This is a genomic window from Fibrobacter sp. UWS1, assembly GCF_002300445.1.
Classification (GTDB): Bacteria; Fibrobacterota; Fibrobacteria; order Fibrobacterales; family Fibrobacteraceae; genus Hallerella; species Hallerella intestinalis.
This window is the reverse complement of record NZ_NSGW01000001.1, coordinates 499,926-526,883: the sequence shown is the minus strand read 5'-3', so window position 1 is coordinate 526,883 and position 26,958 is coordinate 499,926. Positions and strand designations below refer to the sequence as shown.

At 46.0% G+C, this 26,958-nt stretch carries 14 protein-coding genes and 1 pseudogene; 5 read left to right on the top strand and 10 right to left on the bottom strand.

Features of this window, described 5'->3' with window-relative positions:
• The first annotated feature begins 8 nt into the window (after positions 1 to 8).
• A complete protein-coding gene (locus BGX14_RS02130; RefSeq protein ID WP_095878926.1) occupies positions 9 to 1,046 on the top strand; it encodes a PD40 domain-containing protein in 1,038 nt (345 codons plus the stop codon).
• A complete protein-coding gene (locus tag BGX14_RS02125) occupies positions 1,043 to 1,774 on the top strand; it encodes a glutaminyl-peptide cyclotransferase (RefSeq protein ID WP_073302046.1) in 732 nt (243 codons plus the stop codon). Before BGX14_RS02130 ends, BGX14_RS02125 begins: the two co-directional genes overlap by 4 nt.
• Here BGX14_RS02125 and BGX14_RS02120 read toward each other — a convergent pair.
• On the bottom strand, positions 1,771 to 3,672 hold the full coding sequence (locus BGX14_RS02120; RefSeq protein WP_143394087.1) for a hypothetical protein: 1,902 nt from the start codon (positions 3,670 to 3,672) through the stop codon (positions 1,771 to 1,773). The two genes, BGX14_RS02125 and BGX14_RS02120, sit on opposite strands and share 4 nt — an antisense overlap.
• Positions 3,673 to 3,730: 58 nt before the next feature.
• Between BGX14_RS02120 and trxA the strand changes: the two genes are divergently transcribed.
• A complete protein-coding gene (gene trxA, locus BGX14_RS02115) occupies positions 3,731 to 4,048 on the top strand; it encodes a thioredoxin (protein WP_073302042.1) in 318 nt (105 codons plus the stop codon).
• Positions 4,049 to 4,255: 207 nt separating this feature from the next.
• On the opposite strand, the gene BGX14_RS02110 is transcribed toward trxA, so the two are convergent.
• The 4 genes from BGX14_RS02110 to BGX14_RS02095 form a co-directional block, all read right to left on the bottom strand.
• Positions 4,256 to 4,894 (bottom strand): hypothetical protein, encoded by a 639-nt coding sequence (locus tag BGX14_RS02110; protein WP_095878924.1) that lies wholly within the window; start codon positions 4,892 to 4,894, stop codon positions 4,256 to 4,258.
• Between the two features lies 1 nt (position 4,895).
• Complete coding sequence (locus BGX14_RS02105; RefSeq protein ID WP_095878923.1) at positions 4,896 to 5,591, bottom strand: FISUMP domain-containing protein; 696 nt, start codon at positions 5,589 to 5,591, stop codon at positions 4,896 to 4,898.
• Positions 5,592 to 5,664: 73 nt separating this feature from the next.
• Entirely contained in the window at positions 5,665 to 6,369 is a 705-nt protein-coding gene (locus BGX14_RS02100) for an FISUMP domain-containing protein (RefSeq protein ID WP_095878922.1), read from the bottom strand.
• Positions 6,370 to 6,391: 22 nt separating this feature from the next.
• On the bottom strand, positions 6,392 to 15,679 hold the full coding sequence (locus BGX14_RS02095) for a LamG-like jellyroll fold domain-containing protein (protein WP_143394086.1): 9,288 nt from the start codon (positions 15,677 to 15,679) through the stop codon (positions 6,392 to 6,394).
• Between the two features lie 167 nt (positions 15,680 to 15,846).
• On the opposite strand from BGX14_RS02095, the gene BGX14_RS02090 reads away from it, so the two are divergent.
• Entirely contained in the window at positions 15,847 to 16,806 is a 960-nt protein-coding gene (locus BGX14_RS02090; protein ID WP_095878741.1) for an IS30 family transposase, read from the top strand.
• Here BGX14_RS02090 and BGX14_RS02085 read toward each other — a convergent pair.
• Both BGX14_RS02085 and BGX14_RS16380 read right to left on the bottom strand, forming a co-directional pair.
• Entirely contained in the window at positions 16,790 to 19,009 is a 2,220-nt protein-coding gene (locus BGX14_RS02085; RefSeq protein ID WP_095878920.1) for a hypothetical protein, read from the bottom strand. The genes BGX14_RS02090 and BGX14_RS02085 overlap by 17 nt on opposite strands.
• Before the next feature lie 786 nt (positions 19,010 to 19,795).
• A pseudogene (locus tag BGX14_RS16380) lies at positions 19,796 to 20,269 on the bottom strand (HincII family type II restriction endonuclease); the annotation flags it as partial.
• A gap of 134 nt (positions 20,270 to 20,403) precedes the next feature.
• On the opposite strand from BGX14_RS16380, the gene BGX14_RS02070 reads away from it, so the two are divergent.
• Positions 20,404 to 21,363, top strand: coding sequence for an IS30 family transposase (locus tag BGX14_RS02070; RefSeq protein ID WP_095878741.1), 960 nt, complete (start codon positions 20,404 to 20,406; stop codon positions 21,361 to 21,363).
• On the opposite strand, the gene BGX14_RS02065 is transcribed toward BGX14_RS02070, so the two are convergent.
• From BGX14_RS02065 to BGX14_RS02055, 3 genes are all read right to left on the bottom strand, one after another.
• Positions 21,347 to 21,673, bottom strand: a complete 327-nt coding sequence (locus BGX14_RS02065; RefSeq protein ID WP_095878917.1) for a HincII family type II restriction endonuclease — start codon at positions 21,671 to 21,673, stop codon at positions 21,347 to 21,349. The genes BGX14_RS02070 and BGX14_RS02065 overlap by 17 nt on opposite strands.
• Positions 21,674 to 21,714: 41 nt before the next feature.
• Positions 21,715 to 23,259, bottom strand: coding sequence for an N-6 DNA methylase (locus tag BGX14_RS02060; RefSeq protein ID WP_073302252.1), 1,545 nt, complete (start codon positions 23,257 to 23,259; stop codon positions 21,715 to 21,717).
• A 136-nt stretch (positions 23,260 to 23,395) separates the two neighbouring features.
• Positions 23,396 to 25,273: a T9SS type A sorting domain-containing protein gene (locus tag BGX14_RS02055; protein WP_095878916.1), complete on the bottom strand. Its 1,878-nt coding sequence runs from the start codon at positions 25,271 to 25,273 to the stop codon at positions 23,396 to 23,398.
• Positions 25,274 to 26,958 lie beyond the last annotated feature (1,685 nt).

Here is a 26,958-nt window from a genome sequence, read left to right as displayed (position 1 = left end):
GAATTTTTATGAAATTGTCCGAAATAATTATTGCCGCTCTTGCGCTTTCCTCCCTTTCCTTTGCCGACGAGGCTCCGACAGGCGCGCCCGTTTCTCCGACATCCGAAGAACAGTCCGCGTTGAATGCTCTTCAGGGAAAATTGAAAGGCAAAATCGTCTGGTCGTCTTCGCGCAGCCATTCCACTCATGATTTGTGGCTGATGAACGCCGATGGCTCCGAAAAAAAACAGCTGACCAATTCGACGACGGTCGATTGGTTCCCGCGCTTTTCTCCCGATGGAAAAACGGTCATCTTCACCCGTTCCAAGGGTGGCTGGACTCCCGAAAATGATGCGAATTACCCGGAAAAATGGGAACTCTGGACAATTGGCGTCGATGGCCAGGGCGAAAAGAAAGTCGCGGACAATGCGACGTGGGGAACTTTCCGGCCTGATGGCAAAAATATCGTCTTTTCTCGCGGCGCAAACGTCTATACGAAAAATCTCGAATCCGGCGAAGAAAAGCTCCTGCTTGACGGCAAGAAGGCGTTTGATGAGGACGGCGTGATTTTGCAGGAACCGAATCTTTCTCCCGATGGCAAATATCTGGCATTGACTTTGCGCGGATCTATGCGGGAAACGGGAATTTGGGACTTGGCGAACAAGAAGTGGAATAAATCCGGAGACGGCTGCCAAATCGATTTCTTTGCGGACGGCAGTCGTGTCTATCGCGTCAATCCCACGGGAAACGGGGGCACGGCGGCACCGAGCGAAATCCTGTGGTTTACTTTGAAAGACGGCGTGCAGCAGGAAAAAATCGGATTTTTTGGCGTCCCCAAGGCTGCCAAGTTGATGGATCTTCCGGGGCGGCGTTCGCACGAGTATTTTCCCCGCGTTTCATCTGATGGGAAATGGCTCGTCTGGGGCGCGACGGCCAAAGGCCATGATCACGACATTTACGATTATGAACTTTATCTTTGGCAAATCGGAACTCCGGTCAAAACGGCGGCCCGCTTGACGAATCATACGGCGAATGACCGCTGGCCGGATATCTGGCTGGAAAAATGATTGCGGAAATTCTGTTCGCCGCAGCACTCGGACAGTTCAGCGTGGTCGATTCCGTGGAACATGATTCGCGGAATTACACGCAAGGGCTTTTTTTTGACTCTGGCGTTTTGTACGAATCCACCGGGCAATATGGCGATTCGCGCCTTTTGCGATATCGGAGTGTGGGCGGAGCGGTTTCGGATTCGGTAAAAATCGGAAGGGGCTTTTTTGGTGAAGGCTCCGTCCGATTTGGAAATGACATTTTTTGGCTGACATGGCGCGAGGGCGTTGCATTTGTTTTGGATGCCAAAACGCTGGAGCAGAAATCGAACTTTCCGATTCCGGGCGAGGGCTGGGGATTGACCGTTTTTCAAAATGCGCTGGTTCTTTCGGACGGATCGGCGACGCTTTTTTTTCTTTCGCCGGGTGATAAACGCATTTTTAAAACGCTGGAGGTAAAGGACGGCGAACGTTCCGTTTCTCGGTTGAATGAATTGGAAATGGTGGGGAATTTTCTTTACGCAAACGTCTGGCAGTCGGATTCCGTTGCTGTCATTGATATGAGTTCTGGCAGTGTTTTGGAGTGGTTGGATTTTTCGGAAATTTCCCGGAAACTGCGAAAAAGATTTCTTCGGGCGGAAGTGCTGAATGGCATTGCTTATGATGGAAAATTTTTGTGGATTACCGGAAAATACTGGCCTGTGATGTATAAGGTGCAGTTCTCGCCGCCGATGAAGAAATCCCGCTAATTGTCAAATTGCCACGTGATGCCGTAAAGAAAACGGATTCCTTCGGGGCGGTAGCCCGCTGCCGGTTCATACATGCTGTGGTTCAGATTGTCGATGCGCGTATAAAGGGAAAAGGAAAGGATTTTCATGCGGGCTTCGAAATTCAGAGCCAGGTAATGTTTTAATTCGATGATTTCCAGTTCGTCGTCTTCGTTCATCTGCAAATCGCAGCGGTTGCCGAACCAGGTAAAATCAAAACCGATGCTGACTCCCAGACGATTCTTTACAAATTTATCGGCCCAGCGGATGTAGCCTTTATAATAAAGGTCGGAAACGTCTATCGGACGATTTTGCTTGGAGAGCTTTTGTTCCCTTTCCAAATAGAATTGCCAGTTGCCGAGCGCAAATCCTGCGGCGACATACCAGTCGAGTGCTTCGGCATTGTGCAAATTTATCCATTGGTATGCGCGTTCTATCGATTCCAGCCCGGAGCCTGTCACCCAGCGAGGCTTTATCAGATTTTCCGCGTATTCGTAGCGAAGGCCAACTCCGTAAAAAATGCCGCCGGGATTCCATTCCAGATCCCCGGTAATGCGGGTGTGCTCTTCGGGCAATAGGTTTTTATTGGGAAAAGCGTATCGTCCGCGATTAAAAATTTTCAGTTCGTCGATGTCGGGGAAGCGGGTGTCGTATTTGAATGAGGTTTTCAAATCGACATGGAATGGCAAGTGGAAGGAAGCGTTGGCAGAAGCGGTCTTTGCCACTTCGGTGGAATCGAAAATGCCGGAATTGCGGAGGGCTCCCGCCTGAATCCGGAAATCCAGAAAGGGAAATTCGTTCTGCAATTCCAAATAATAGAGTTCCCGATCTTGCTTGTATTGCGAATTGGCTTCTGTAAATTCATATTGCATTCGCAGTGCCGGATTCAAGGGCAATTTTAGGGCGACACCGCCTTCACCGTTCACGGTTTCGTATTTGAGTTCATCGGTTGTGCCGTACCATGTCGTGTCGTGGACAATCCTATCCAGAGAGTCCCGCGAGTCTTGTACGCTTTGAACCAGATTCACCAGGCTGTCGTAAGAAATTTCGTGCTCTCCCGAATAAACGCTCGCATAGATTTCAATGCTTTTCGTGGGCCGAAATCCCGCGCGTACACCGTAAGTAAAGGAACGCAACTCCGTTTGGAATGGCTCTTGCAGGTAGGTGATGTCGGCATAATTTGTGGAATCGATTTCAAAAGCATAAGGGGGAATGTCGGCGTTTTCGACCACGAGGTAGTTCAGGCTGGCGGAAATTTCTCCTTTGGACATAAACCAGGTGACCGCGGGTTTGAAATGCGTCGTGTTCATCGCGATGTTGCGCCCGCTGAAGGGAATTTGCGAAGAGTCGCGTCCCAAGGCGAAAAACGGCTGATGGGTGACATCCTGGTAGCGGAAGACCTTGGAACTGTCGTTGGAATAGCTCGCCATGCCGATATCGAGTTCAATGCTGTCGAGCAGCAATCGCCGGAAATCCAACCCGAAGGCGTTGCCGTTGAACGCATAGCGTTCCCAGAGAATTTTCGTTTCGGGAGTGTCAACGGGAATGCCGTGGACGAATTCTTCTTTCATAATGCCGTTTTCGCCATACAGGGAAAGCTGCGTAGCATCGTATTGGAGGGGGAATGTAAAAATGCCGGCGAGCTTGGAGGGAAGTCTGTGTGTAGGATTTCCGATTCCTGCCGAGCGGGATTCCAAATCCGGATTTCCCAAAATGGACGTTCCCAAAATCCATTCCGCTTTTTGCCCTTCCAGATCGTAGGTTCTTTCTGCGATTTCGGAATGCTCCGCCCCTTTACGGGCAGTGCTTAGCTCTTCGATGGCAAAAGCGTGCGAAAGCAAAAATGAAAACGTGATGAATATCGCATAAAGGGGCATCAATGTACTCTCAACCTGCAAAAATAGTTATTTTAAAGAAAAATTTAAAAGAGGTTTTATCATGTCTGTTCTTAATGTGACTGAAAAAGATTTTGACCAGGTCATCAATTCGGGAAATCTTGTCCTTGTGGATTTTTGGGCCGTCTGGTGCAGACCTTGCCAGATGATGGGGCCTGTGATGGAAGAACTGGCGGCGGAATATGATGGCAAGTTGGTGGTCGCCAAGGTCAATGTCGATGAAAATGAAGGGCTTTGCGCTCGATTTGGGATTACGAATATCCCGAATATGAAACTTTTCAAAAATGGCATCGAAGTAGGCAATGTCGTCGGCGCAGTGCCAAAAAGTACTTTGGTTGCCGCTATCCATTCGAATCTTTAAATGTTGCTTCGTGCAGTAGATTGCATAAGAAATCCCGGATAAAGCGTTGTCCGGGTTTTCTGTTATAATGATGTCGTTCTTTTGCCTTAAAGGAAACCTCTAAAAAATCGGTTGTATTGGTGGTTTGTGTTTTTCAAACCACTTTACCTTCGACATGGTTTGCGACTGACAAACTCACAAACCAAGGTTCGGCAGCCGCTTTGCGGGTTAGAAATCGAACAGCGAGTTGGGAATTTTATCGGATTTCTGCATCCGGAGAATTTCCGTCGTTACGACGCTTTCTTGACCGTTTACGACTACCGATGTTTCCATTTTCTGAATTCTGTTGTTCACATCGTAAGAGAAGATTGTCCATGAGTTTGCTCCGTCCTTGTCGGATTCCATTTTTTCGATGCGTTTTTTCTTGGAATTGTAATAGAGCGTGCCGATAGTTCCCTGTATCGTATAAATATCGTCCGAAAGGAATTTTGGTTCGCTCCATTCGCCGGAATCCAGCGGATGAAAAGCTGCATAGGAGTCCGTCCCTAGCGCTTCGCCATTGTAATCCTGAATCTGCGATTTGCTGGTATTCAGGTCGGTGATTTTCATTTTATTGCCGTTTACAATGCTGCGCTGCTTCAGAAAACCGCTTTTGATTTCGGTATAGCTTTTTTCGCGCCCTTTGTTCACCAGATAGATGTCCGTCTGCTGGGAGATGCCGGTTGCCTTTACGGAAACCCGCAAATTCATTTCAATGGAATCCCGTGGGAGAACGCACTCTGCAAGAGTCGCTTTCACCTGTTCCAAAGTGAGTGCAAAGGATTGGAATGCGAAAAGTAGAAGAATGGGGAGAATTTTATTTTTCATATCAATCCTTTACGCAGCGGATGGAGAGCCAGTCGTATTGGTCGTAGTTTATGTGTTTGGCTTTTATTGTCTGAGATTCAAAAACTATTCCGATTGTTTTTTTGGCGAGATTGTTGACATCGGCAGTCCACAATAACGCCGCATAACCATCCTGCTTATTGGGACTGGTTGTAGTATAGATGCTCGTTATAGGTATTGGCAGCACTCCAAAAGCGCAGTCGTCGGTTCCATTAGATAATTCACCGGGATTCAAAGGCAGCCATCCTGCCGTTGCTTTTAACCGGTATCCTGCGGTATCGGCTCCGCCCATATTTTCAAAAAGCGTTAGCCATTCTTTATGTGTAGGTAAATGCCATCCTGCTGGACAAGCGCTTGGAGCCGTAGGCTGTGCGTAAATCCGGCCTTTCAGACATGCCTCGTCAGCACAGGATGAATTTTCTATTTCAACGTTCAAATTTTCCGCCATCCAAACCTGGTTCCCGATGCTGGTGTATTTGTATGTTCGCCCGTCTCGTTCGTCGATGAACGTTCCGCGGTTCGGTTCGCCGTAGGCATTCAGGCCTTCCGTTGGGCATACGACGCTGGCGTCAAAAGAATCTTCTGCCGAAGAGCTATTTTCGGAACAGGCTGTAGATAAGGCGATCAGCAGGATCGAAAAAATAAATAAGAATGAAAAATATTTTGAGTGACGTTTCATTTTTGTATATTCCTATAATGTTAAGTTGTTTGCTGGGATAGAGTTAGGTGTTGATAATAATAGAGGTTTGCGATTAATTGTTTTTTATGCACCGTATAAAGGAATAATCTATTGTGCTTCTAACATAATAAACTTTAGTGTTTATATAAAAACTGTAAAGTGAGATTAAATCGAAAAAGGTTGAAGTGGCAAAATAAGGGCTAATATATTTATAGTTTTTTTTAGGATCTTCAGGTTTCTCCAAACCAACAGCCATTGGCAAAATATTAAATGCGCAATCATCGGTTCCCGGAATAACATTTTCAAAAACGGTAGTACTTTGTAATCTCAATAGACCTTTTGCATCGGAACCCATATTGGTAAATAACGAATCCCATTCTAGAACAGAAGGCACATGCCACCCTGAAGGGCAAATGGTCGCAAGCCATTTGCGCACATCATGTTCTTGACGCAAAGGAGCGGATATGTAGAATCGGCCTACGCTATCGCAGTAATTCTCGATTTCCTTGAGGCATTGGCTCTGATCGGCTTCGATTTTCAAATTTTCCGCCATCCAAACCTGGTTCCCGATGGTGGTGTATTTGTATGTTCGCCCGTCTCGTTCGTCGATGAACGTTCCGCGGTTCGGTTCGCCGTAGGCGTTCAGGCCTTCCGCCGGGCATACGACGCTGGCATCAAAAACGTATTCGGGTTCCGAAGAGGAGCTGTTTTCGGAACAGGCGGTGAGCAAGACCGCAAGCAATGCGGCGCAAATGAGGAAGATGTTGAGTTTATTCATGAGGTTTCCTTTAGAAAAATGTTTAGTTCAAAAGTTCCCATGCAAGGATTTCCGAATTCTTGCGCAGTACGATATAGCTCGATGGCGGAATCTGTTTCATGTCGAGAGTCACCGAATGCTCTCCCGCTTCCCAAGAGCCTTTGTACAGGTTTTTTAGCGGAACGCCGATGGCATTCACTGTTTCAAGGGTGTAATAGCCACTTTCTTCGATATTCACATAGACGATGTCGCCTTCCCTATATATGGATTTGGCATGATTTTCTTTGACGATGTATTCGGGGCGGAATTTTGGCTGCGGAGCATTTCCCCAGAGCAAGTTGCCCTGTCTATCTAGAACCACAATGGAGTCGGCTTCCACCATTTCGCGGTTGTTCAGATTGTAGTGAGAAGGGTCGTCTGCGGCGTTGAAATCGTGAGTCCTGTTCGGATGATGTAGAGAGAATTGCACTCCGTTGCCGTAATCGGACTTGTCTCCCGCATTTAGAATATCGTCATACAGGAAGGAAACGTAATATAAGTCGCCGCCTGCGCTTACTTTGCTGCTTTGGGCGAACGCATTCCAGTAGATATCCAATTCTGTTTGAGCGGTGTCCCGGAAGTAGTAGCGCGTTTCAAAGCCGTCCACCGGGACGCTTCCGGTATTTTCCACATAGATGGCAAGATGGCTTTCGCTGTTTGATCCTTCGCTATTGTCCCTAGCCATGGCGCGAACGCGACGCTTCGCCTTTTGTATCGGGCCGTCTTCGTCGTAACAGGAAAATTCATTGAGCAAGTTTCCTTCGGCGTCCAACAGGGCGACTCCTGTTGCTTCGGCGTATTCCTTTTCTGCTTCCTGAATGTAACTCGGGTCATCGGTTATATCCCAATAGGGGAAGTAGTTGCTGGGTGAAGTCAGGCGATGCAGACCGATTAAAGGACCTTGCCCAAAGTAGGCGGTGCCGTAAGCGGCAATGACTTCGGTGAGCGCAAACTCCGCATAGAATACGGATCCCGCATCGTTTACGACCCGCATCGGAGAACTTGGATAGAATGCGACGGCGTTTACGTTTTCGCCTTCCCCTTTGTAATAGTAGCGAATTTTTGCATTTTCCAGAGCCTTGTCCGTTTTGTTACGCAGATCAAAACGAATTTGCGCCCATTTTTTATCGTCCAGAGTCTCGTATTTCATACGTACTTGGACTTTTTCCTCCGGAATTGTCCAGGAGGATTCTCCATAATCCATCATATTTCCATCCATACCCGCTTGAGAACTCGCTAACGCCAAAGCGGCGATACCGAGATTTCCCATAGGACGAATCGTCATTTCATGAACACCTGCTTTCAGGGGAAGATGAAGATCCGCCACTTGTTCGCTTTTCCACAAGCCTGTAGAATTTAGCTTAAATTTTCCGAGGTGCGTTCCGTCTATGGTCACTTCGACCTCGGATTCTTCGGTTATATAGTTTCGATGGAAAAGGTAGAGGGTATAATCATCGGCATCCAAATCGACTTTCCACGTCATTTTCCCGCTATTGTCTGTAGTGTTTTGACGGAGATACGCCTTTCCCGGAGCGGAACAGGACTGATCGACCGTTAGACCGTTTCTATCCGAGAGCGTTACAGCGCGAACAGATGCGATATGTACGGATCTTTCGCGAGGGACTCCGGCAAATAGATTCTGGATTTGTTCCGCACTGAGTGCCGAGGCATAGAAACGCAGGTTGGAAATGTTTCCCACGGCACTGCGCAATCCGTTGCGAGTTCCAATGGCAAGCTTGCCTTTTCCTCCGTACAAAAGCTCGTTTTTTAGACGGATGGTTTCTGTAAGTTTGCCGTTTTTGTAAAGGCTTGCATTTTTCCCTTCGACTACGACCGCTAGATGAGTGGGGATATTTGCATCGCGCTTTGTATTGAAGTAAAATACATCGGAGCCGACCTTCAGGAAGTAGCGGTTATAAGTGCCAAGGCCAAAAGTCCATTCGTTTTGACCGACAAAGCTGAGAATCGCCCAATCGCTTTGCTGGATGTTGCCCGCATTGAAATTCAGTTCAAATGTAAACGGACGCAGGGAATCCAAGGCTGCCAGCGTGTATCGGCTGCTTGCGGAATCGGTCGCTTTGTACAAATGTACTCCGTATCTTCCATTCCACGGCGCATTTATCGCGGAAAGATCAAAATGCATTCGCCTGGGATTTTCCTTTGTCATCAATTCGTAGCCGATGTTTCCCGAACCCTCGGCAAAGGGATACCACAAAACCAAGGAGGACGGATAGGGGTAAAGCTTTTCTGTTTGTTTGACAGCTTCATCGGTATTGTGTCCCTTGTCCTCGGCGATGACTTTGATTGTCGCTTGGCAACCGACGCAGGCGTAGAGAGACTTTCTGTCTAATTGAAAGTCGTATATCGGTGGTGCATTTCCGGGAATCGTCACGCTTTGCAGTAGATTTCCGCCCAAGAACAATTCCAGCGTGGATTTTGCCATGCCGCTTCCGATTTCGTCGATTTCCACTTCGACATGAACGCTTCGTCCACTTTCTTCATCTTCGGAAATAGAGGTTTCCACGCTTTCAATGATTGGAGCGATGGAGTCCAGGCGGACTGTTGGACCGAGCTTCTGTTCTGTATTGCCATCAATGCCGTAAAAGACGATGGACGATTGGTACACGGAATCCGAAATCGCCAAATCGGTATTTCGGATTGGCCAAACAATGGGGAACGTCGATGCCCCGCGGTGCTCCGCAGACACGTTGTTTTGGACGCTCAGTTGCAAAAGGTAGTTGCTCTTTCCCGTACACGGATAGGGAAATTCGAACCAGCCGTTTGCTGTTCCCATCCAAAGCGTATCCAACCAAAGGGTGTCCAGCTGGTAGCACGAAAATGCTTCGATTTTTTCGGGAAGAGAATCGATGAACATGACGCTGTCCGCGTTTGCCGAATCCAAGACGATGAACTTCGAGAAAGTTGGTGTCTTGGCATTTATTCTTGCGAAGGCGCAGGAATACGGATCTGCGGCTTTGCAGGGCTGTAATTCGGCGTCAAGGAGAACGATTGCGCCTTCCTTTTCCAACGGAACGATTTCTTTTTTTTCCAGTTTATAGATTTTCAAGTTGCGGAAATCGACCCCATCATTTTTCAAAGTCTCCATGGAAATATCTACAGTCACCAGTGGGGACTTGCCGTCTGGAAAGACGTGCGACGGAAGCACTTCGATAATTGGACCTGTTGGATGCATATTCCGAAATAGCTGGCAATCATAGCATTCGCTAGGATCCATGGTGCGCACGGTCACGTCGGCATCGCTTTTCCAGGAATCTTTTTCAAAATGAACGGAAACGTTGCCGTACATGGAATAGACAAAATTTTCTGCGTTTGCTTTTACCTGTTCGCCGATGCGTACGTCCAGTTGCCGATAATAGGTGACGTCGCCGATTCCTTTGTAAGTCAAGAAGAAAGACGTATTGCCTTGTAAGCGGTTCACGTCCATCGTGGCTTCTATCGGTTCCTTTGTGCCCTCTGCAATTTTAAAACGCATTCCGTTCTGGATGTAAGAAATTTTCCAGTCGGTGATGTTGTACGGAATGCGGCCTTGCAGAGTAACCATTTCGTTTTCGCGGGAAGCGTAAATGTCCGAAGAATTGCGAGAAACGGCAAATTGCTTGGCGGTGGAATCGTAGCGGGCGTTGAAATAGGGATGACGCGTGAAATTCGTGTCGTTGGGCAGCTTTCTTTTGAAAATGCCGGTGATTTCCGCGGACGGATTTTTTGCCCAGTCCGAATGGATTATCGTGTCTGCAAGAATTGGGCTTTGCGCAACTACTCTGGCTAAAGGAATTGCTTCGCTTTTCCCACCGTTATTTAGGCCTTTTTCGGATGTAAAAATAGAGTCCCTAGCACGGTAGAATGTCAATTTTGACGTTTTGTTTTTCCCTTTATTAAATATGCTGAAAGTGGTTGTATCGGTTGTGGACGAATCGATTTCCCATGCGTCGGAATTTCCTTCGTCTGATTTCAGGATATATTTTTTTACAGAAATGCCGCCAAAAATTTCATCGACGTCGGATTTCGGATTTTCCAAGTTGAAACTCCAAAAATTGTGTTGGGTGGACCAATTTTTCGGAGTGATGTGATAAACCAATTTTTCGTTGTTGGAGTCTATTTTAGGCGTTTCAATAGCGGTCAAATTTTCAAAAATGACGCTGGAATCGGTCAGCGGGTTGCGAATAAATCCTTGCCCGTTCTTCAATGCGAATCGGCTTTTCCACAGGGAATCGTTCCAATCGTTTTTCGCGGAATGCAGATGGGAAACCCACTTGTCGCAGCCGTAGAAACGATTGCCAGTTTCTGCATGGACTGAACAATTTCCTTCGTCCAAAGGATAGGCTACTGTATTTGTATGGGAAAGGAGTATGCCGGCATTTTTTGCTTCCGTGATATTCATTGTCGGAGCGACGTCAAAGTAAAATCCATAAGGAATCTGGATTTTGCCAATGCTCTTATCTTCTCCTGTTAAGGCCGCCTGTTCATTGCTCTGGAAGGATGCCAATAAGTTTCCTTCAAAAGTTCTTGTTTCCGCTTTGTAGTTGATGTCGCCACTGCCGCGATAGAATCGCCAAGAAAATTCGGAAGGATAGTATTTTACGGAAGAATCTTTGTTGTCGGGAAGATAGGCGAGAATTTCATCATTAAAAAGCAGCGGATTTTCCGGAATAGGCCACATCGGCAGACGTTGGACTTCGAATACGGTAGGACCGTTATTGAGTCTCGAATCGGCGACCCATGTGGAGCCGTTATAGAAATTGAGAAAGTCTCCGGCGACAAGTTTTGTAATATAGCCGTCGTTTCCATACAAGGTTTTGCTCAACGGATCAAAACGGGCGTAGCGGTTGGCCAAATTGTTCGTTCCCCATATTTTGGGTTCCCAATAATCCGGGTTTACTTGAAGGACGAATTTAACTTTAATGTCTGAACCGGAATTATCCATTTCACTACAATAGTTTTTCTCAAACTTCTTGATGACAAAACTTTTTTCACCATCAAAAGGCTTTAATTGGACATCCATCATAAAGGCATGGGGATTGTATTGTTGGACAACATAGGGATCAATTTCTTCTTTTGCGTTTTTGGCTCCGCATACAAATCTGGAATCGTCCTCGGATAAAGAAGATGACTCTATATCGTCTGTTTCGCAGGGAGAAATCGCGGCATTAAAAGCGTTAAGTAAACTGCCTGCATTGGAAATAATATTCAAATTCGTATCCACCGCTTCATAATACAGGGGTTGTCCCCAGTTGTTGAACCAGTTGGAAATCTGGTGGAAATATTGGCTATTAGTATTGTTCATATATGAATTCTTTTTGTAAACATTTTCCCATGCAAAATCTTTGGTTGAAGAAAATCCCGCATCCCATACGGCATTGTACATCGAATTTCCTATAAAGGATTCAATTGTTTCGAAAGAGCTTGCCGGAAAAATTTTGATTGCAGCCAAATTATGCAATACTTCTATGTTATTTGATTTGTAACCATAAATCCTGCTGTCATTTTCTTGAAGGGAGTCTAAATCCACCAAAATTTCTTTATTGGATTCGCCCTTTTTGAATTGTACTCGTTGTACATCCATTCGATACCAATAGCCTCTACTTTCTTTGATTCCTGTTTCAAAACAACAGCGAGATAGACCACACCAGCTGACTTGATATACTCGTGATTCGCTCATCACCAATGTTACCACCGTTGCCCAAAATTCATCACGGTGTCTTCGAATCCCAATACTTGGACGTGTTTTTTTGTACACAATAGGCTTTTGAATCCCGCCGTAGATATCCCATTCGTAGAGGAATGTCCTTTCATTTTCCGGAAGAATAGTCGCAGAAACATTGGATTGAAGAATGTAGTCGGGCTTTCCGATATAGCGGTAATTTCCGTTTTCATCCAAGAATGTTTCGAGCATCTTCAAGTCGGCTACCTGACCTGCCGAATCCTTTTTGGCTTCGACGAGATCTGTTCCCCATGTCATTTCAAAGGGATAAAGCGTGTCGATGACAATTCCGGATTCGCTTTTGACAAGAAGATGTACCGCATAAGAGCCCGCCAGCACAAGACCGTCGTCTTTGACGCCGTTCCAAGAAAGGGTTTGCCATTGATTGGTGGCGGTCGCCAAGACGAGCTTGTTATCCAACAAAGTTCGCACCACATTTTTTGCGGAATCCAGAATTTCCGCTGTCACGTATGCCGAACGTTCCGTCAATTTGAATTGAAATCCATAATCCGCTAGTTGCATTTCGGATGAATCGGCGTTTGAACCCAGAAAATTCACATAGTATTTTTCCAGATTCTGCGGAGCGATTTCGATTTTTGGATTTTCGTATTCCAAATACCATTTCGCTTCTTCGCTGAGGATGTGCTTCTCGTTTCCTTTTTCGTAGGCGATGACGTTCAGTCGGGCAAGGCTTCCGCTGGAATAGCTTCCGTTTATTAAACCATCCCACACAATATGTGCCTTGTATTTTTCCGGAAAAACATAGAGGACGGGACTTTGTGAAATTTCAAAGAATGCACCCTCGATCCAGGAAGCATCTACCGTAAAAGGTTTAGTGGTTTGAAATACCAAATGAACGCTATCTTTCCCGACGTTCCATAGCTTGGTTGCATTGTAAGGTGGAATGGTCAGGCTTATGCCTTCATTTTGAATTCGAATGCTGTCCATGACAAAAGACAAAGACGAACTGGAATCCGGCAGCGTTGTGTGGTTCCAATTGACTTCGCCTTCGACAAAGCGGATCGCCAAGTAGGGCGGCATTCTCGAAATCGTCGGGTTTGCTTTTGTGGAATCCGTGATTTTCAACCCCAAAGCATTTCCAGCGTGACGGACGTGCCAGGTGCAACCATCGTTTTCCTGCCAAATGGAAAGCCCGGAATCCGAAGTCGCAGCGAGGGTTTTAAAAGGAGAGGCCGTCATCGGGTCGAATGTTTTTTCTAGGGCTCTTACATAAGTTGTCGAATCTTTTGGCGATGGCACTTCGATAAATGCTTTCACCAGCCATCTTGAGTCTTCGGGTACATTTTTCAATTCGATAGAAATGTCTTTGTCTTGTCCGGCTCGGTGATTCCCGACGGGCGGAGCGATAACCAGTTTGGGAACATTTGCCGAATCAAGTGGTGCAACGTCATTTACAAAAACGATTTTTTCGTCGGAAATCCACGGGCAGGAATCGCAACTTCGGACGGAAAGTTTTAAAACATAGCTGCCCCTTGCCAGATTGCATTCCGCGGGATTCCATATTGCCAAATCTCTTTCCGACGGCAATAAGGATTTATCAAATACCAGATATTGGATTCCTTTTTCGGACCAAGTACTGTCCTCCTCTTTTTTCCAAGATATGCGGAATTCGCCGAGATTGTCATTTTCATGTACGAGAGGATTTGGTGCTATACCCCGAATTAAAATCGGGCCGCTATAAAAATCGTTTTGGGGATGGGTTATTTTGGGATAACGGGCTCCTATTTCCACGGAATTTATGTTTTTGCCGAAATTTCCGGCATCATCGTAGCATCCGAAATAGACAAACCAAATGCCATGGGTCGTATCCGGAGCGGCTTTTCCGAAATCAAAATGAATGTTCGCATTTTGTGCTATCTTGCTTGCGTTTTCCGGCAGAGGTCCTTTCCAGCTTCCTTCTTTGTCAAAGAAATTGACTTTGACATAACATACGAGTTCGGAACGGTTTCGGGCGTCATCTGCGCTTTGGCTCACGTGTGCGCTTCCTTTTTTCAATTCGGCAATGTTTTCGTAGGCGAAATCGCCGAGGGTGATTCCGCGAATCTGCGGGAGAGTTCTATCTACTCGCACATTTTTTAAGATTTGCTTGGAACTTTTATTTCCCGCTTCGTCGGTAAGAAATACGTTTAAAGTATAGATGCCGTCTTCGATTCTGTTCGCGTCCGGTTCTTGAAAAACGAATCGTTTTGTGGAGTTGCTCACGGTAAATTCATAGAGATACCGTTTTTGCTTCAAATTGCTTCTGTCAAGAGAATCCGTAAAGACCAATTCTACGACGACAATTTCAGAATCGCGCCCGAACAGATTTTCTTCGATATCAAAAGACAGCAGCAAAGTGTCCATTGCGTTCAGCAGAACTTCGTCTCCATTTTTTCGTTTGGCGAATGCGGGCAAGCTTTTGTCTGCTACGCCGAGGACTTTTAAATTTTCGGCACTTGCTTGAGGAGGCGCATTGTCCAGAAGAATTTTTTGATGGATGGATGTCCCGTTGATTCCCGCTCGGAATGTTGAATCGATCAGGGCGAATGCCCACGAACTTCTTGCGGAATCCTGCGCCGTATTTGCCAATTTTGCTTTCATCGAAAAATTCGGATTGGCGAAATCATACGCTTGCGCATACAAGTCTGCAACTCCGCTCCAAGAAACCGGTGCTCCTGTCCAGCGGATTCCATAGGAAGGCTCGCCAACATTTGCCTGATGCAGAAGCCATAGCGTGTCTTTCGTATCCTTGCGGACTAGAAAACTGCGCAAGCCTCGGAGCGGGCGATTTTCCACGGAATCCAAACTTTGGACGTAAGCAAAAGTTTCACCCTTATTCAAGGAAAATACCGGAGACTTTGAAAGCGTATCAAAGGCCAGCGAAGGCGCGGAAACATCTCCCCACACAATCGTTTTGGGGTTGTAATAAATGTTTTGTTCGCCTGATGTATAGTCCTCTTTTAACGTTTTTGTTTTAAAACCTAAATGCCATTGGAGTGTATAGGCGGCATTTTCCAGAGGATGCTTTTTCCAAATCGAAGACAAATCCGCCTTAAATCGGTAACGAGAGCCGGAACCTTTCAGGCTGTCCACGAATACCGGGACCGTATCTTGATGTTTTAAACTTGATACGATAAGGCGATATTCCCCTAATGACGCTCCATAGCCCAAGTCGTTTGCATAAATTTCCACAGTATCCATTTGGGATACCGTTTCAAAGGATTTCGGCCAGCCTTCTTCTATCAAGTAGTCCACTGCTTGGAATTTGAAAGCGATTCGCTGGTTGTTGGCCTTGCCTGCTTTGTTTACAATATAAATGCTGATACAGTTTGCTCCATCTTCTTGAATTGCGCTAAGTAAAATACTGTCCTTTTTGTCCGTAATGCCCTTGTTCAGAACTTCTTTGGGGCGGAAAACAAAAAGTCCGTTTTTTTGAATGGGGGATTTTTGCAATGTGTCGATAGGATTTTCTTCCCATTGGTTATTCAGCCCCCGATAGACGTACCACGTATGGCCTCGCCGTTCGTAGGCGAGCTGCATCCGGGCATTAAAATCAAATTGGATCAGATGCAATTCGTCCGGTTGAAAATCGTCGATGATAAAGCGATATTCCCGCGCGAATTTTCACCGTCAATGCGACTGATATAGGTTGAATCGGGAAGAAAAAAAGTTCCCTAGGGCTAGCCCCTGGGGAACCTGGCCGAAACTTTTCTACCTTGCCGATTCTACCAAAAAAGGACATGGCGGTGAGTCTCAACCAAGCACAAAGATACGAAATACGAGCGCTCAATGCGGCAAAGATCCCCCCGAAAAACATAGCCTTGCAGCTGAAGGTCCACAAATCCACAATCTACAGGGAACTAAACAGGGGCGGCGGCCGCCAGCATTACGACCCGGTCAAGTCGCAGGAACGGGCAGACCTCCTTGCCGCGACAAGTCACCTGCATTACGACTACGACGAGGACGACTGGAAAATCGTGGACGGGAAAATCAAGGAAGACTACTCTCCCGAACAGGTGAACGGACGCGCGAAACTCGATGGGATGGGTGTCCCTAGCGTCGCCACGATATACAGGCATGTGAACAAGGACGAGGACCTGAAGAAGCACTTGCGGCACGGCAAGAAACCATACCGTAAGCGCGGGGAGAAGAAGGACAAGAGAGGCCAGATTGTAGGCCGCGTGCCCATCGAGGAACGTCCGGCAATCGTGGACGAGAAATCACGCGTAGGCGACATCGAGATAGACCTGATAAACAGCGCGGACCATGACGCGAACCTGCTCACGATCAACGACAGGATGACGAATTACAGCCTGATAAGGTATCTTCCGACGAAGAACGCGAAAGACCTGAAGAGAACGCTTGTGAGGGCGCTGAAGGACTTTGAGAAAACGTTCGAAGTCAAGATTCTCACAATCACTTCGGACAACGGGAAGGAGTTCGCCTGTCACGCAGAAATAGCGAAAGCTATGAAGGCGGATTACTACTTTGCGAACCCGTACCACTCCTGGGAGCGCGGTGCCAACGAGAACATGAACGGTCTAATACGCCAATATCTTCCCAAGAAGGAGTCGTTCAAGGGAATCTCTCCCCGGAAAGTTCGCTGGATACAGGATAAACTGAACAACAGGCCTCGAAAAAGGCTTGACTTTATGACCCCTTTAGAGTATATTTATACGCAAGTTAAACTACAAACCTAAGTCGCGTTAGCGACGAAAATCCGCCCCGTATAAAATCGATCACCCTAAATCCATCGACTGCGGCATATCTCGTTTTTTTATAGAGCGAACCATTCCTTTGCTCGTCAAAAACATCCTTCATCATCACAAACCGATTGCGAGTCAAGGCATTACGCGGAATTTCGGAAAATTCGGAAGCGGGGAACAGATAGCCGTAGGCGAGGGAATCTTGGGAAATATCCGCAAAATTTTTCACGTCGTCAAAAGTCCTGTACAACGCCAGCGGAACGATGGAATCGGCAGAGATGCCGCTTTTGCGAACTGTTTGCAGGGAGATGATGGGTGTTCCGAAAAGCATGTTTTCCATGTCGGAGGACGCAATGTCGTGCGAGATGCCGTTGTGGTCATGCCAAGAACTGTGGGCAGGCTTTTGTTCTATAGATTGTTTTATAGCGATGTATTTGGCGGATCGCAATGCGCCCACATTTTGAACGGCTTTCTTGATATTCTGCGAAACATTTGCAATCAAAGTGACGTTCGTCAAAAATTGGGCGGCCCGGCAGGCTTTTCCTATGGCGGGATTTATTGCCTCTACGGCGGAACATCCGATTTTAAGACCCAAATCGATGTCTTGTCGAATTCCTTCCAATTCGCCGGCCTTGGATGTGTAATTCATGTAATCTTTCAATTCTGAGAAATCCTTTTGGTGAGCTTGCGCGTAATCTTTTAGCGAATAGCCGATACGCATGACGCCGGATTCTTTGAATGCACGGACATTCTTGCCGATTGCGCTGAAGGCAGGAACGTCAAATGTCCCTTCGTCAAAAAAATGGATGGCGTAGTTGGAAAGGTTGCTGGAAAGCAGACCCGTTCCCTTTTTTAGATTTCCTTCAATCTGTTGGACGCTTTCTCCCAGTTCCGAAAGCGTTTGCGAATACTCGTCGATGAAAGTGGAGAACAGTTCCGATTTGTATTTTTCCGGCAGGTATTTATTTGCGATGCTGATGATCTTCAGAACGGAACTTGAAAAATTTTCCTTGTTGAATTTCAGGTTGCTTAATGAAGAAATGTCCCGAACGCATTCGGCGATTTGTCCGACAGGAATGTCATAATCGGAGGCTATTCGATTGGCCGCTTGCATGGCGTCTGCCGTAAAATCACCATTCATTGCGTTTGAAACGACGCTTTGGATGTCTTCAGGAACAAAATCCTTGCCATTTTTGGCCATCATCGCCGAGAGCGATTCCGTCAGCATTTTTTGAAGCCTTTCCTTGCTCACGTGATTCTTTGCTTGGTCCGCGAAATCGGCCAGCGTGCGACGCCCGTTCCCGATGCTCGGAAGCCCGTAGGAATAAATGTTGTTGTATGCCGGATGCTCGTAGGAATTTAGCATCGAGTAGGCGTTCAGCAGTTGAGTGCTCCCCGCGAAATTTTTCAAATCCAATCCTTTTTCCTGTGCATTCTTTTGGACTTCACGGTAAGCGGCGTCCTGCAAATCCAAATCTTCCGCCAGATACAACAGGGATTTATACGATTTTTCCTTGTTCTCGAAATAGCCGGAAAAATGCTTTTTGATATCGCCTGCGTTTTGAACCATGCCAAGCACAGCCTCTTTCAAGAGCGACATCATCAGGTCTTCTAAAGCGCCTCCTCCGCCGATAAGGTAAATTGCCAATGCCAGCGGGATAATATCGCTATAATCTGAAGCGGATTTGGATTTGTTCAATGCGGAAGAGCCATTTAAAAGCGTTTGATCGGCAAAGCCCGTTCCTTCATGAGGCGTGTTGAAAAAAAGAACGTTTTCGATTTCACCCTGGTAATCCTTGCTTTGAATGTATTCGCGTACAGCTAGGCCGGCTACGCCTTCGGCGATAATGACAAATCGGTTCGGAGTCTGTTCGGAATTTGCAGCATTACTGTTTTGCGCCCAGTTTTTCAAGGCCTTGTTGAAAATGGAATTTTTTCCTTTCAAAAGGGAGTCGGCGGCTTCGGCAGGGGTCATCGAATCATCATAGAAAAAGCAGAAAATGGAGTTGGAATCCCCGTAGAAGGCGTTTTCTCTTAGAAATTTTACCGTTTGCATTTTATCCCACGATTCGGAAGAAGTTTCGTCGCACAAGCCGGAAGCGTCCAAGAGAATCGCCAAGGTCGAAGAAGAGGGGCTGAAAACGGCTGCCGAAGCGAAAACGGCGCATAAGAGAAGGGTTTTGATAAAATTTTTCATTGGCCTGAAAGGTTATGTTATGGAACTTGGAAGAATTTAGTGTGCGGCCAGAATTGAGTCAATGTTTTGTAAGCGAACTTTTGACATTCTTTCTTTTCTTTAATCGCTTAATTAAAAATATCGCACGAATCGGATGATTAATCCACGATTAAGCGCTCACCTTTCGTGAAATTCTTTTGTGGCGTTTTGAAAATGGTCAAAGAGGCGGATGCTTTAATTGCCGAATGGGCTTATGTGTCATTTGGATACCTAAATCTCTCGTAACCCATTGATACATAAGGCATAGCAGCAAATTTTTCTTTTTTGGGAAAAATTTGCTTTTTTGTGGTTCAAATGACACTGTGAAGAAGGGACTGTCGCACGGCTCCCAGAGATGGCTCTGCAAGGCGTGCGGGAAGCACTTTTCTAAGAAAAAGAAGGATTCCGCTTCCGAAATCCGGTCGCTCTACTCCAGCGGAAAGTACAGCCTGGACGACATATCAAAATTTCTAGGCATATCAAGAAGTACCGTATGCCGAGCCTTGCGAAATTATATTCCCGAACCCCAAACGCAAGACCCGCGCAAGATAATTGCGATGATGGACGCAACCTATTGGGGAACTAAAATCCCTTTTGCGTCGACACGGGGGAATTTCCGTCGAGTGCAGAAAAATGCTCATCTGGGAATATTTTTTTGGCTCCAGACCATATAAATAAGGGGCTGCAGGCCGTTTTAGGTATCCAAATGACACATAATGGAACGGATGCCTGTTTTCAGGTATCCGTTTGACACATAAGCCGAAAATTTTAACCTTTGTCTAAGGCGGAATATCGGATGTATCTCAAAAAAGGTTTGATATAAGTATCGTGCATTTTCTTGCATCTCATTTTAGCACTTTTGACAAAGATGTTCAAATAATGCCTAGTCCATTCCTCTCTAGTGCCGTTCCAGGATTGGTCTAATTCACATACATGAAATTGAATTTGCATAGCGGCTGCCCAGTTAATATATAATGTTTCTGGATTCGCCTTGAATAAATTTCCATGAAATGCTTTTGTAGCGGTGAGAGAGTTCCCCTTTTCTTTCCAATTGACTTCGATATAATCTATGCTAATGTTGTCAAATTCATTGTTGTCTATCATCAAAACGCAAGTTTTGGCTAGTTTGTATGCGGAGATGATATTTGGGGCCATAGCGGATTTTGAAATGTTTCTTGTCTTAACGTCAATGATGTCGTAAAATCCATTTTTGTAATATAAAATATCGGCTGTGTCGTTTTGTTTTTCTTCCGCGAATTTTCACCGTCAATGCGACTGATATAGGTTGAATCGGGAAGAAAAAAAGTTCCCTAGGGCTAGCCCCTGGGGAACCTGGCCGAAACTTTTCTACCTTGCCGATTCTACCAAAAAAGGACATGGCGGTGAGTCTCAACCAAGCACAAAGATACGAAATACGAGCGCTCAATGCGGCAAAGATCCCCCCGAAAAACATAGCCTTGCAGCTGAAGGTCCACAAATCCACAATCTACAGGGAACTAAACAGGGGCGGCGGCCGCCAGCATTACGACCCGGTCAAGTCGCAGGAACGGGCAGACCTCCTTGCCGCGACAAGTCACCTGCATTACGACTACGACGAGGACGACTGGAAAATCGTGGACGGGAAAATCAAGGAAGACTACTCTCCCGAACAGGTGAACGGACGCGCGAAACTCGATGGGATGGGTGTCCCTAGCGTCGCCACGATATACAGGCATGTGAACAAGGACGAGGACCTGAAGAAGCACTTGCGGCACGGCAAGAAACCATACCGTAAGCGCGGGGAGAAGAAGGACAAGAGAGGCCAGATTGTAGGCCGCGTGCCCATCGAGGAACGTCCGGCAATCGTGGACGAGAAATCACGCGTAGGCGACATCGAGATAGACCTGATAAACAGCGCGGACCATGACGCGAACCTGCTCACGATCAACGACAGGATGACGAATTACAGCCTGATAAGGTATCTTCCGACGAAGAACGCGAAAGACCTGAAGAGAACGCTTGTGAGGGCGCTGAAGGACTTTGAGAAAACGTTCGAAGTCAAGATTCTCACAATCACTTCGGACAACGGGAAGGAGTTCGCCTGTCACGCAGAAATAGCGAAAGCTATGAAGGCGGATTACTACTTTGCGAACCCGTACCACTCCTGGGAGCGCGGTGCCAACGAGAACATGAACGGTCTAATACGCCAATATCTTCCCAAGAAGGAGTCGTTCAAGGGAATCTCTCCCCGGAAAGTTCGCTGGATACAGGATAAACTGAACAACAGGCCTCGAAAAAGGCTTGACTTTATGACCCCTTTAGAGTATATTTATACGCAAGTTAAACTACAAACCTAAGTCGCGTTAGCGACGAAAATCCGCCTTCAAAGATATTTTCCGGCGACCATTCTTTTGTTGCTTTATCTCCTCTGCTAAGTAAAAATAATGCTGTTGGAGAATTCATCAGAGCATATCGTTGTTCAAGAGAGATATGCTTGGGGTGCTTTAGGTAGATGTCATTTAAATATTCAAATTGTTTGTAAATATTGTTTGGATATAACTGCTTTAATTTGTGATAGACGCATTTTTCAAAAGGCTCGCCAGCCGCATGTCCGGATAGTGTTCCGGCAGAAGATTTATTTGGGCGTTCAACCGTTTGATTTGCCATGCTGTTGATTATTTTGGTGAAATCTAAAATAGGTATGGTGTTTATCCTTGGAATAGAAAATTGAATTCGGAATTTATGTTGTTAAGATGAATAGGTAATCCATCCTTCAAGTAGTTTTGTACTTCGAGCGTGATACGATTGTGTGATGATAGTTCTTTTTGCGAGTTCCAGTTTATGGGTCTAAAGGGGATTGACGCGATAGGTGCTTCTGAAAATTCAACAATATCCCCTTTGACAATTCCATTAAGACTTAGCCAAGAAAAAACTCGGAAATTATTGAGATATGCCAGTATGTACTCTAACGATTCTTTAACGTTGTTTTTTTTGAAAACAGCCGTTACATCCTGTGTCGAGTAATAACCTGTTGGTGCATAGCAAAAGCGAAAATAATTTTTATTGGAAATCCGTTCTTTGCAGGGAACAAATATTCGTGGTTCTTTTCGTTCAAATTGCCTTTGATTACGGGGAAAAACAAATTCCCAATAGGGAATTTTACGGTTGTAGCTATATCGACTAGATAGCTCTTTTAAGTTTGGTTCAAAATGCTTAGCAAAGTTGGGGTATTTTATGCTGAATTCATAAGGAGTGATATTTTCTTGGATGAAAATATATGGAGTGCTGGATTTACTTGTATATGGGAGCATATCTTTTGCTTTGATTACCGGAATCAGGGCTTTTTGCTCCGCATCGTTTAGCTTGCATGCATTCTTGAATTGAAAAGCGGAATCAAGGCCGGATACCATTCCATTTCCAATATCACAAAAATCACCGATGGTATATCGCTCGTTGCCAAATAATGTAGTGCTTGGTTTTATGCAAGCTTGCTCGAATTTGAATATTTCTTGTTGTGCTGATTGTGAAGCCAGAACCCATCTATTATTTGCATTAAATTGAGGTATGACGACTTTATCAAAACATGTGCGGTTTGTTAATTCCTCTTGGGTTGGCAAAGCATGCCCTTTATTGTATTTATATAATTGGATTATTTTTGAATGCTGCTTGCTTTTGACATATCGAAAAATAATAAATGATGCGGTAACTTTTTCAAATAGAGGAGCCTCTTTGAAATGGTATATTTCGGAAAAATATCCATTTTGGCTCATATAATTTCTAAGAGAGGACGAGTTCGTTGTGTTTAGCCAATAATCTGTGCAAATAAATATCAACTCTCCGTTTTCATTTAAATGTTCTATACTTTTTAAAATGAAAATGAATAAATAATCGCAGAGGCTGTTAAAATATTTGTTCCACAGAAAATGGTTTGTCAGTTCCTTCTTTAATTCGGGTTCAAGATTTTTCCATCTAATGTATGGAGGATTTCCAATGACAACGTCATATTTTTCAAGCAGAGAAACCGGTAGAAAGCTTTGATATTTAACAAATTTGTATGGGGTCTCTAAAGTCCTGTCTATTTCATATGCGGAGATGTTGTTAAAATCTTGTTGAATGAGGCTGTCCAAGAAAACGCCTTTACCACATGCCGGTTCAAGAATTTTGCTGGCTTTCTTATGGGTTATTAGAGAGGTCATGAAATCTGCGATGACTTTAGTCGTAAAGTATTGCCCGTATTTGTTTTTTTGCATCATCGAACTCCTTAATTTCAAATTTACAATATAGCTATAAAATTCATTTTCCCTCATCTATTATGTTGGGAAAATGTGAAATTCAATAAAAAAAGCCCAGCTTGGCTGGGCTTATTATCCGTTTTGTCAATTTTTAACCTTAGCGGATGGAAATCGTGCGAGAGGCGTTCAATGCTCCGTTTGCTCGGACAATGTAATTTCCGGCAGGGATTTTGGACAAATTGAACTGGTGCGTTCCGGCGGAAAGGTTGCCGCTGTGCAGCGAACGGATGCGGACGCCGTTCATATCGAAGAGTTCCATGCGGATATTTGCCGGCTGGGAAAGTGTCAGGGTGACGGAATTTCCGATTTGGGAAAGGCGAGACGTTCTTGCAATAATCGCGTGGTGAATTCCTGCGACATAATCTTCGTTGTTGAAGACTATTTTGATTTCGGGAATTTGCACTTCCGTGTTGCCGAGGCTGCGGGAGAAGGCGTCGTATTTGTCGGCATTGAAATTGAAGAGGGTGTCCGTTCCGGCGACAAAGTCGTCGTAAAGGAGGGTTCCCGTGTAGCCTGTCGCGTAATTGGCCACGATGATGCTGAGAGTCTGGTTTCTGTCGGCGAGCGACGAAATGTCGAACGAACAGGTTTTCTTTTCTCCGGCGGCGACTTCGCAGGGGTCCGCAAAATTGTCCGTCCACTTCCATGCCGATGTCAGCTTGAAAATCAGGTGCAGCTGGGCGGTGCTGCTTCCGTTGTTTTTCACGGTGAAGGAAAGAGTACTCGCTTGGCTCAGGTCAAAAGTTTTCTGGTATTCGATTTGAGCATCGTCGTCGCCGTAAGTCACGGCCATCATGCCGTTTCCTGTGGCTTCTTCGATTTCTGCGTCCTTGATTTTGATGCTTGCGGAATCGGTCGCCCACAGTGCTTTCATCGCTTCGAGTGCCGGATCAATCGTGTAGGTGTATCCGCCGAACTGCGATTCCGTCTTGTCGCCAATGTATTGCCAAGCGAGTGCGCCCGCATATCCGCTGTCGAGAGCGATGCGGTAGCATTCTTCGGTGGAAATTTGCGTCTTGGCGGCCATGGAGTTCGTGTAAGTGGTGCCTTTCCAACCGCTGGCGGGGAATTCGCCGATAATCAGTGGCTTGCTTGCGTCAAAGGCGTATTTGCTGGCGAGGGTTTTGGCGGAATTGCGGAATGGGGAAATTTCGTCCGCCTGATAATAGGGATAGTAGTGCGTCTGGAAAAAATCCAAAGTTCCGTTCGCTTCGCCGCCCGCAGCAATCAGTGCGGCATCGTTCCAGTATTTTTGGTATTGGATGTTCACGCTCCCGGTGGAAACCAGCAATTCGCTGTTGGCGTTGTGGATAGCTGCGGCGACTTTGTTGGTGAATTTCTGGAGCTTGGAAAGCTCCATTTTTTCGGCTGTCCAGCCGTTGCATTCGGTCGTCATGCCTTCGGGTTCGTTGAAAACTTCCCATGTCATGAGCGCATTGTGGTTGCCAATCGCTTTGACGACGGGATTCAGAACGTTATTGATAAAGGCAGTCGTTCCTTCGTCCGTAAAAAGCTTCTTGTTCGCTTCGATATCGAGCTTCTCGTTGTAGAGTCCCCATTGATTCGGTTCCATCAGGTTGTGGCTGAAAAGGCACATGGAAACCATTACGCCGTATTCTTCGGCGATGTCGAGAGCTTTTTTCATGTTGTTGATGGTGTTTTCTTTAAGTCCCGAAACGAGGTGCGTGGTTTCATTGATAGCGGGGCTTTGGCTCATATTGTTGAAGAGCCACCAGCGGATGGCGTTTCCGCCCGCGGCACGCGTTCCTTCGACCGCTTTTCTCCAGGCGTTTTCGTTGAGGGGCGAGTCGCCGACGTCGGAGTTGTAATCGGCCCAAGCGAGGTTCGTTCCGCTGAAGAAAATCTTGTTGCCGTTATAAAGAAAATCCGTTCCTTGGATGGTGAGGCCCGGTGCCGCGCAAAGCGCGCCTGCGGTGAGGCTGGCAAAGGCTATCGATTTTGAAAATAAATTCATCGTTTCTCCTTCAAAAGAATGCTTCTTAAAAATAATCTAAAAGGATGGATGGAGATGTTCGACTGTCGAAATTTTACGCCGGGAAAGGGAAATTGCGCTTTGAGGCGAGATTGTACCCATGGACATTGAACGCGATTTCTAGTTTTGGGGTTTATATACAAAAGTCACCCGATTTGCTTGTATGAGTGGTTAGCGACTAGCGGCGAGTGGTTGACTCCTTTCGACTAGTTCGATAAACGGCTGCTGAGCTTCGGTTAGTGAGCTTGCCGAACTAGTTGATGCAAAGCGGGTTTAGCGCGTTTTCACGTGAAAACGGCTACAAAATGTGTAGGCTACAGTCGTCATTGCGAACCCGCCAAGGAGAAAAACAGTCACATTTGAAAGCGACTGTCACCCCGAACCCCGGAGGGGTTATACGACACTTGTCAATTTATTGACTTAGTGGAGTTATACTCGAAGTGTAGAAGCAATCCTTTTTCCGCAGACAAGATTGCCACGGCGCTATCGCGCCTCGCAATGACGAGGTGCCAGCACAGATTGCTTCGGCTGCGCATCCCTGAAACTTGGAATCTCCGATTCCATAGTTGAAGTATCCCTGAAAGGGACAATTCGCCTAAGGGAACAAGTTCCCAAGGCTCATGGGGCCTTACTCGCAATGACGCGGTGCCTGCACAGATTAAGTATCTCTGGAAGAGACAATTTGCCTAAAGGAATTAGTTCCCAAGACTCATGGGGCTTTGCATCCCTGAAACTTGGAATCTCCGATTCCATAGTTGAAGTATCCCTGAAAGGGACAATTCGTCTAAGGGAACAAGTTCCCAAGGCTCATGGGGCTTTGCATCCCTGAAACTTGGAATCTTTGATTCCGTAGTTGAAGTATCCCTGAAAGGGACAATTCGCCTAAGGGAACAAGTTCCAGGTTATCGGGGAAAATCTATACAATTTAATCGAACGGATGGCGGAATATTGTTTTTTGCTTGCAACCATCTCTGTAAAATATTCGCAACGTGTTCCTTTGATCTTTTTTCGGACATCTTTCTGCATTTTTTTGATGGCCAGGAAAAAAACGGCGCCGATGGCTGTTTTGAATCGGATGGAAAAACAAACAGGAGCTTTCTAATTCAGTAGGAAAGGCGTTTTACGCCGAGGTCGGGATTCTAATTCAGTAGGAAAGGCGTTTTACGCCGAGGTCGGGATTCTAATTCAGTAGGAAAGGTGTTTTACGCCGAAGTCGGGCTTCTAATTTTGTAGGAAAGGTGTTTTTCGCCAAAGTCAGGATTCTAATTCAGTAGGAAGGGTGCTTTTCGCTGAAGTCAGGGTTCTAATTTTGTAGGAAAGGCGTTTTTCGCTGAAGTCAGGATTCTAATTCAGTAGGAAAGGTGCTTTTTCAAAGCGGCTTATTGAAAGTTTTTCTATTGCGCTTCCTTTCGCGAATTTTGCAGCCTGTTTATGGTTTTTGCGCAAAAGAAATGGGACTTATATACAAAATCCACCCGATTTGCTTGGTTGGTGCCCTTCGATAAACTCAGGGACCGTCGGTTAGTGCACCTCGGCAAGCTCGGTAACCGCTTGTCGAACTAGTCGAACCATGGTTAGGGATTAGTGGTTAGTTGAAAGTTGGGAGTTGGGAGTTGGGAGTTGGGAGTTGAGGGTTGAAACTGACAACTGAAAACTGATAACTGAAA

Bases quoted from the DNA above. Each gene is read 5' to 3' on its own strand.
- BGX14_RS02130 (WP_095878926.1), top strand. From the start codon at position 9: ATGAAATTGTCCGAAATAATTATTGCCGCTCTTGCGCTTTCCTCCCTT.
- BGX14_RS02125 (WP_073302046.1), top strand. From the start codon at position 1,043: ATGATTGCGGAAATTCTGTTCGCCGCAGCACTCGGACAGTTCAGCGTG.
- trxA (WP_073302042.1), top strand. From the start codon at position 3,731: ATGTCTGTTCTTAATGTGACTGAAAAAGATTTTGACCAGGTCATCAAT.
- BGX14_RS02110 (WP_095878924.1), bottom strand. From the start codon at position 4,894: ATGAAAAATAAAATTCTCCCCATTCTTCTACTTTTCGCATTCCAATCC.
- BGX14_RS02105 (WP_095878923.1), bottom strand. From the start codon at position 5,591: ATGAAACGTCACTCAAAATATTTTTCATTCTTATTTATTTTTTCGATC.
- BGX14_RS02100 (WP_095878922.1), bottom strand. From the start codon at position 6,369: ATGAATAAACTCAACATCTTCCTCATTTGCGCCGCATTGCTTGCGGTC.
- BGX14_RS02090 (WP_095878741.1), top strand. From the start codon at position 15,847: ATGGCGGTGAGTCTCAACCAAGCACAAAGATACGAAATACGAGCGCTC.
- BGX14_RS02085 (WP_095878920.1), bottom strand. From the start codon at position 19,009: ATGAAAAATTTTATCAAAACCCTTCTCTTATGCGCCGTTTTCGCTTCG.
- BGX14_RS02070 (WP_095878741.1), top strand. From the start codon at position 20,404: ATGGCGGTGAGTCTCAACCAAGCACAAAGATACGAAATACGAGCGCTC.
- BGX14_RS02065 (WP_095878917.1), bottom strand. From the start codon at position 21,673: ATGGCAAATCAAACGGTTGAACGCCCAAATAAATCTTCTGCCGGAACA.
- BGX14_RS02060 (WP_073302252.1), bottom strand. From the start codon at position 23,259: ATGATGCAAAAAAACAAATACGGGCAATACTTTACGACTAAAGTCATC.
- BGX14_RS02055 (WP_095878916.1), bottom strand. From the start codon at position 25,273: ATGAATTTATTTTCAAAATCGATAGCCTTTGCCAGCCTCACCGCAGGC.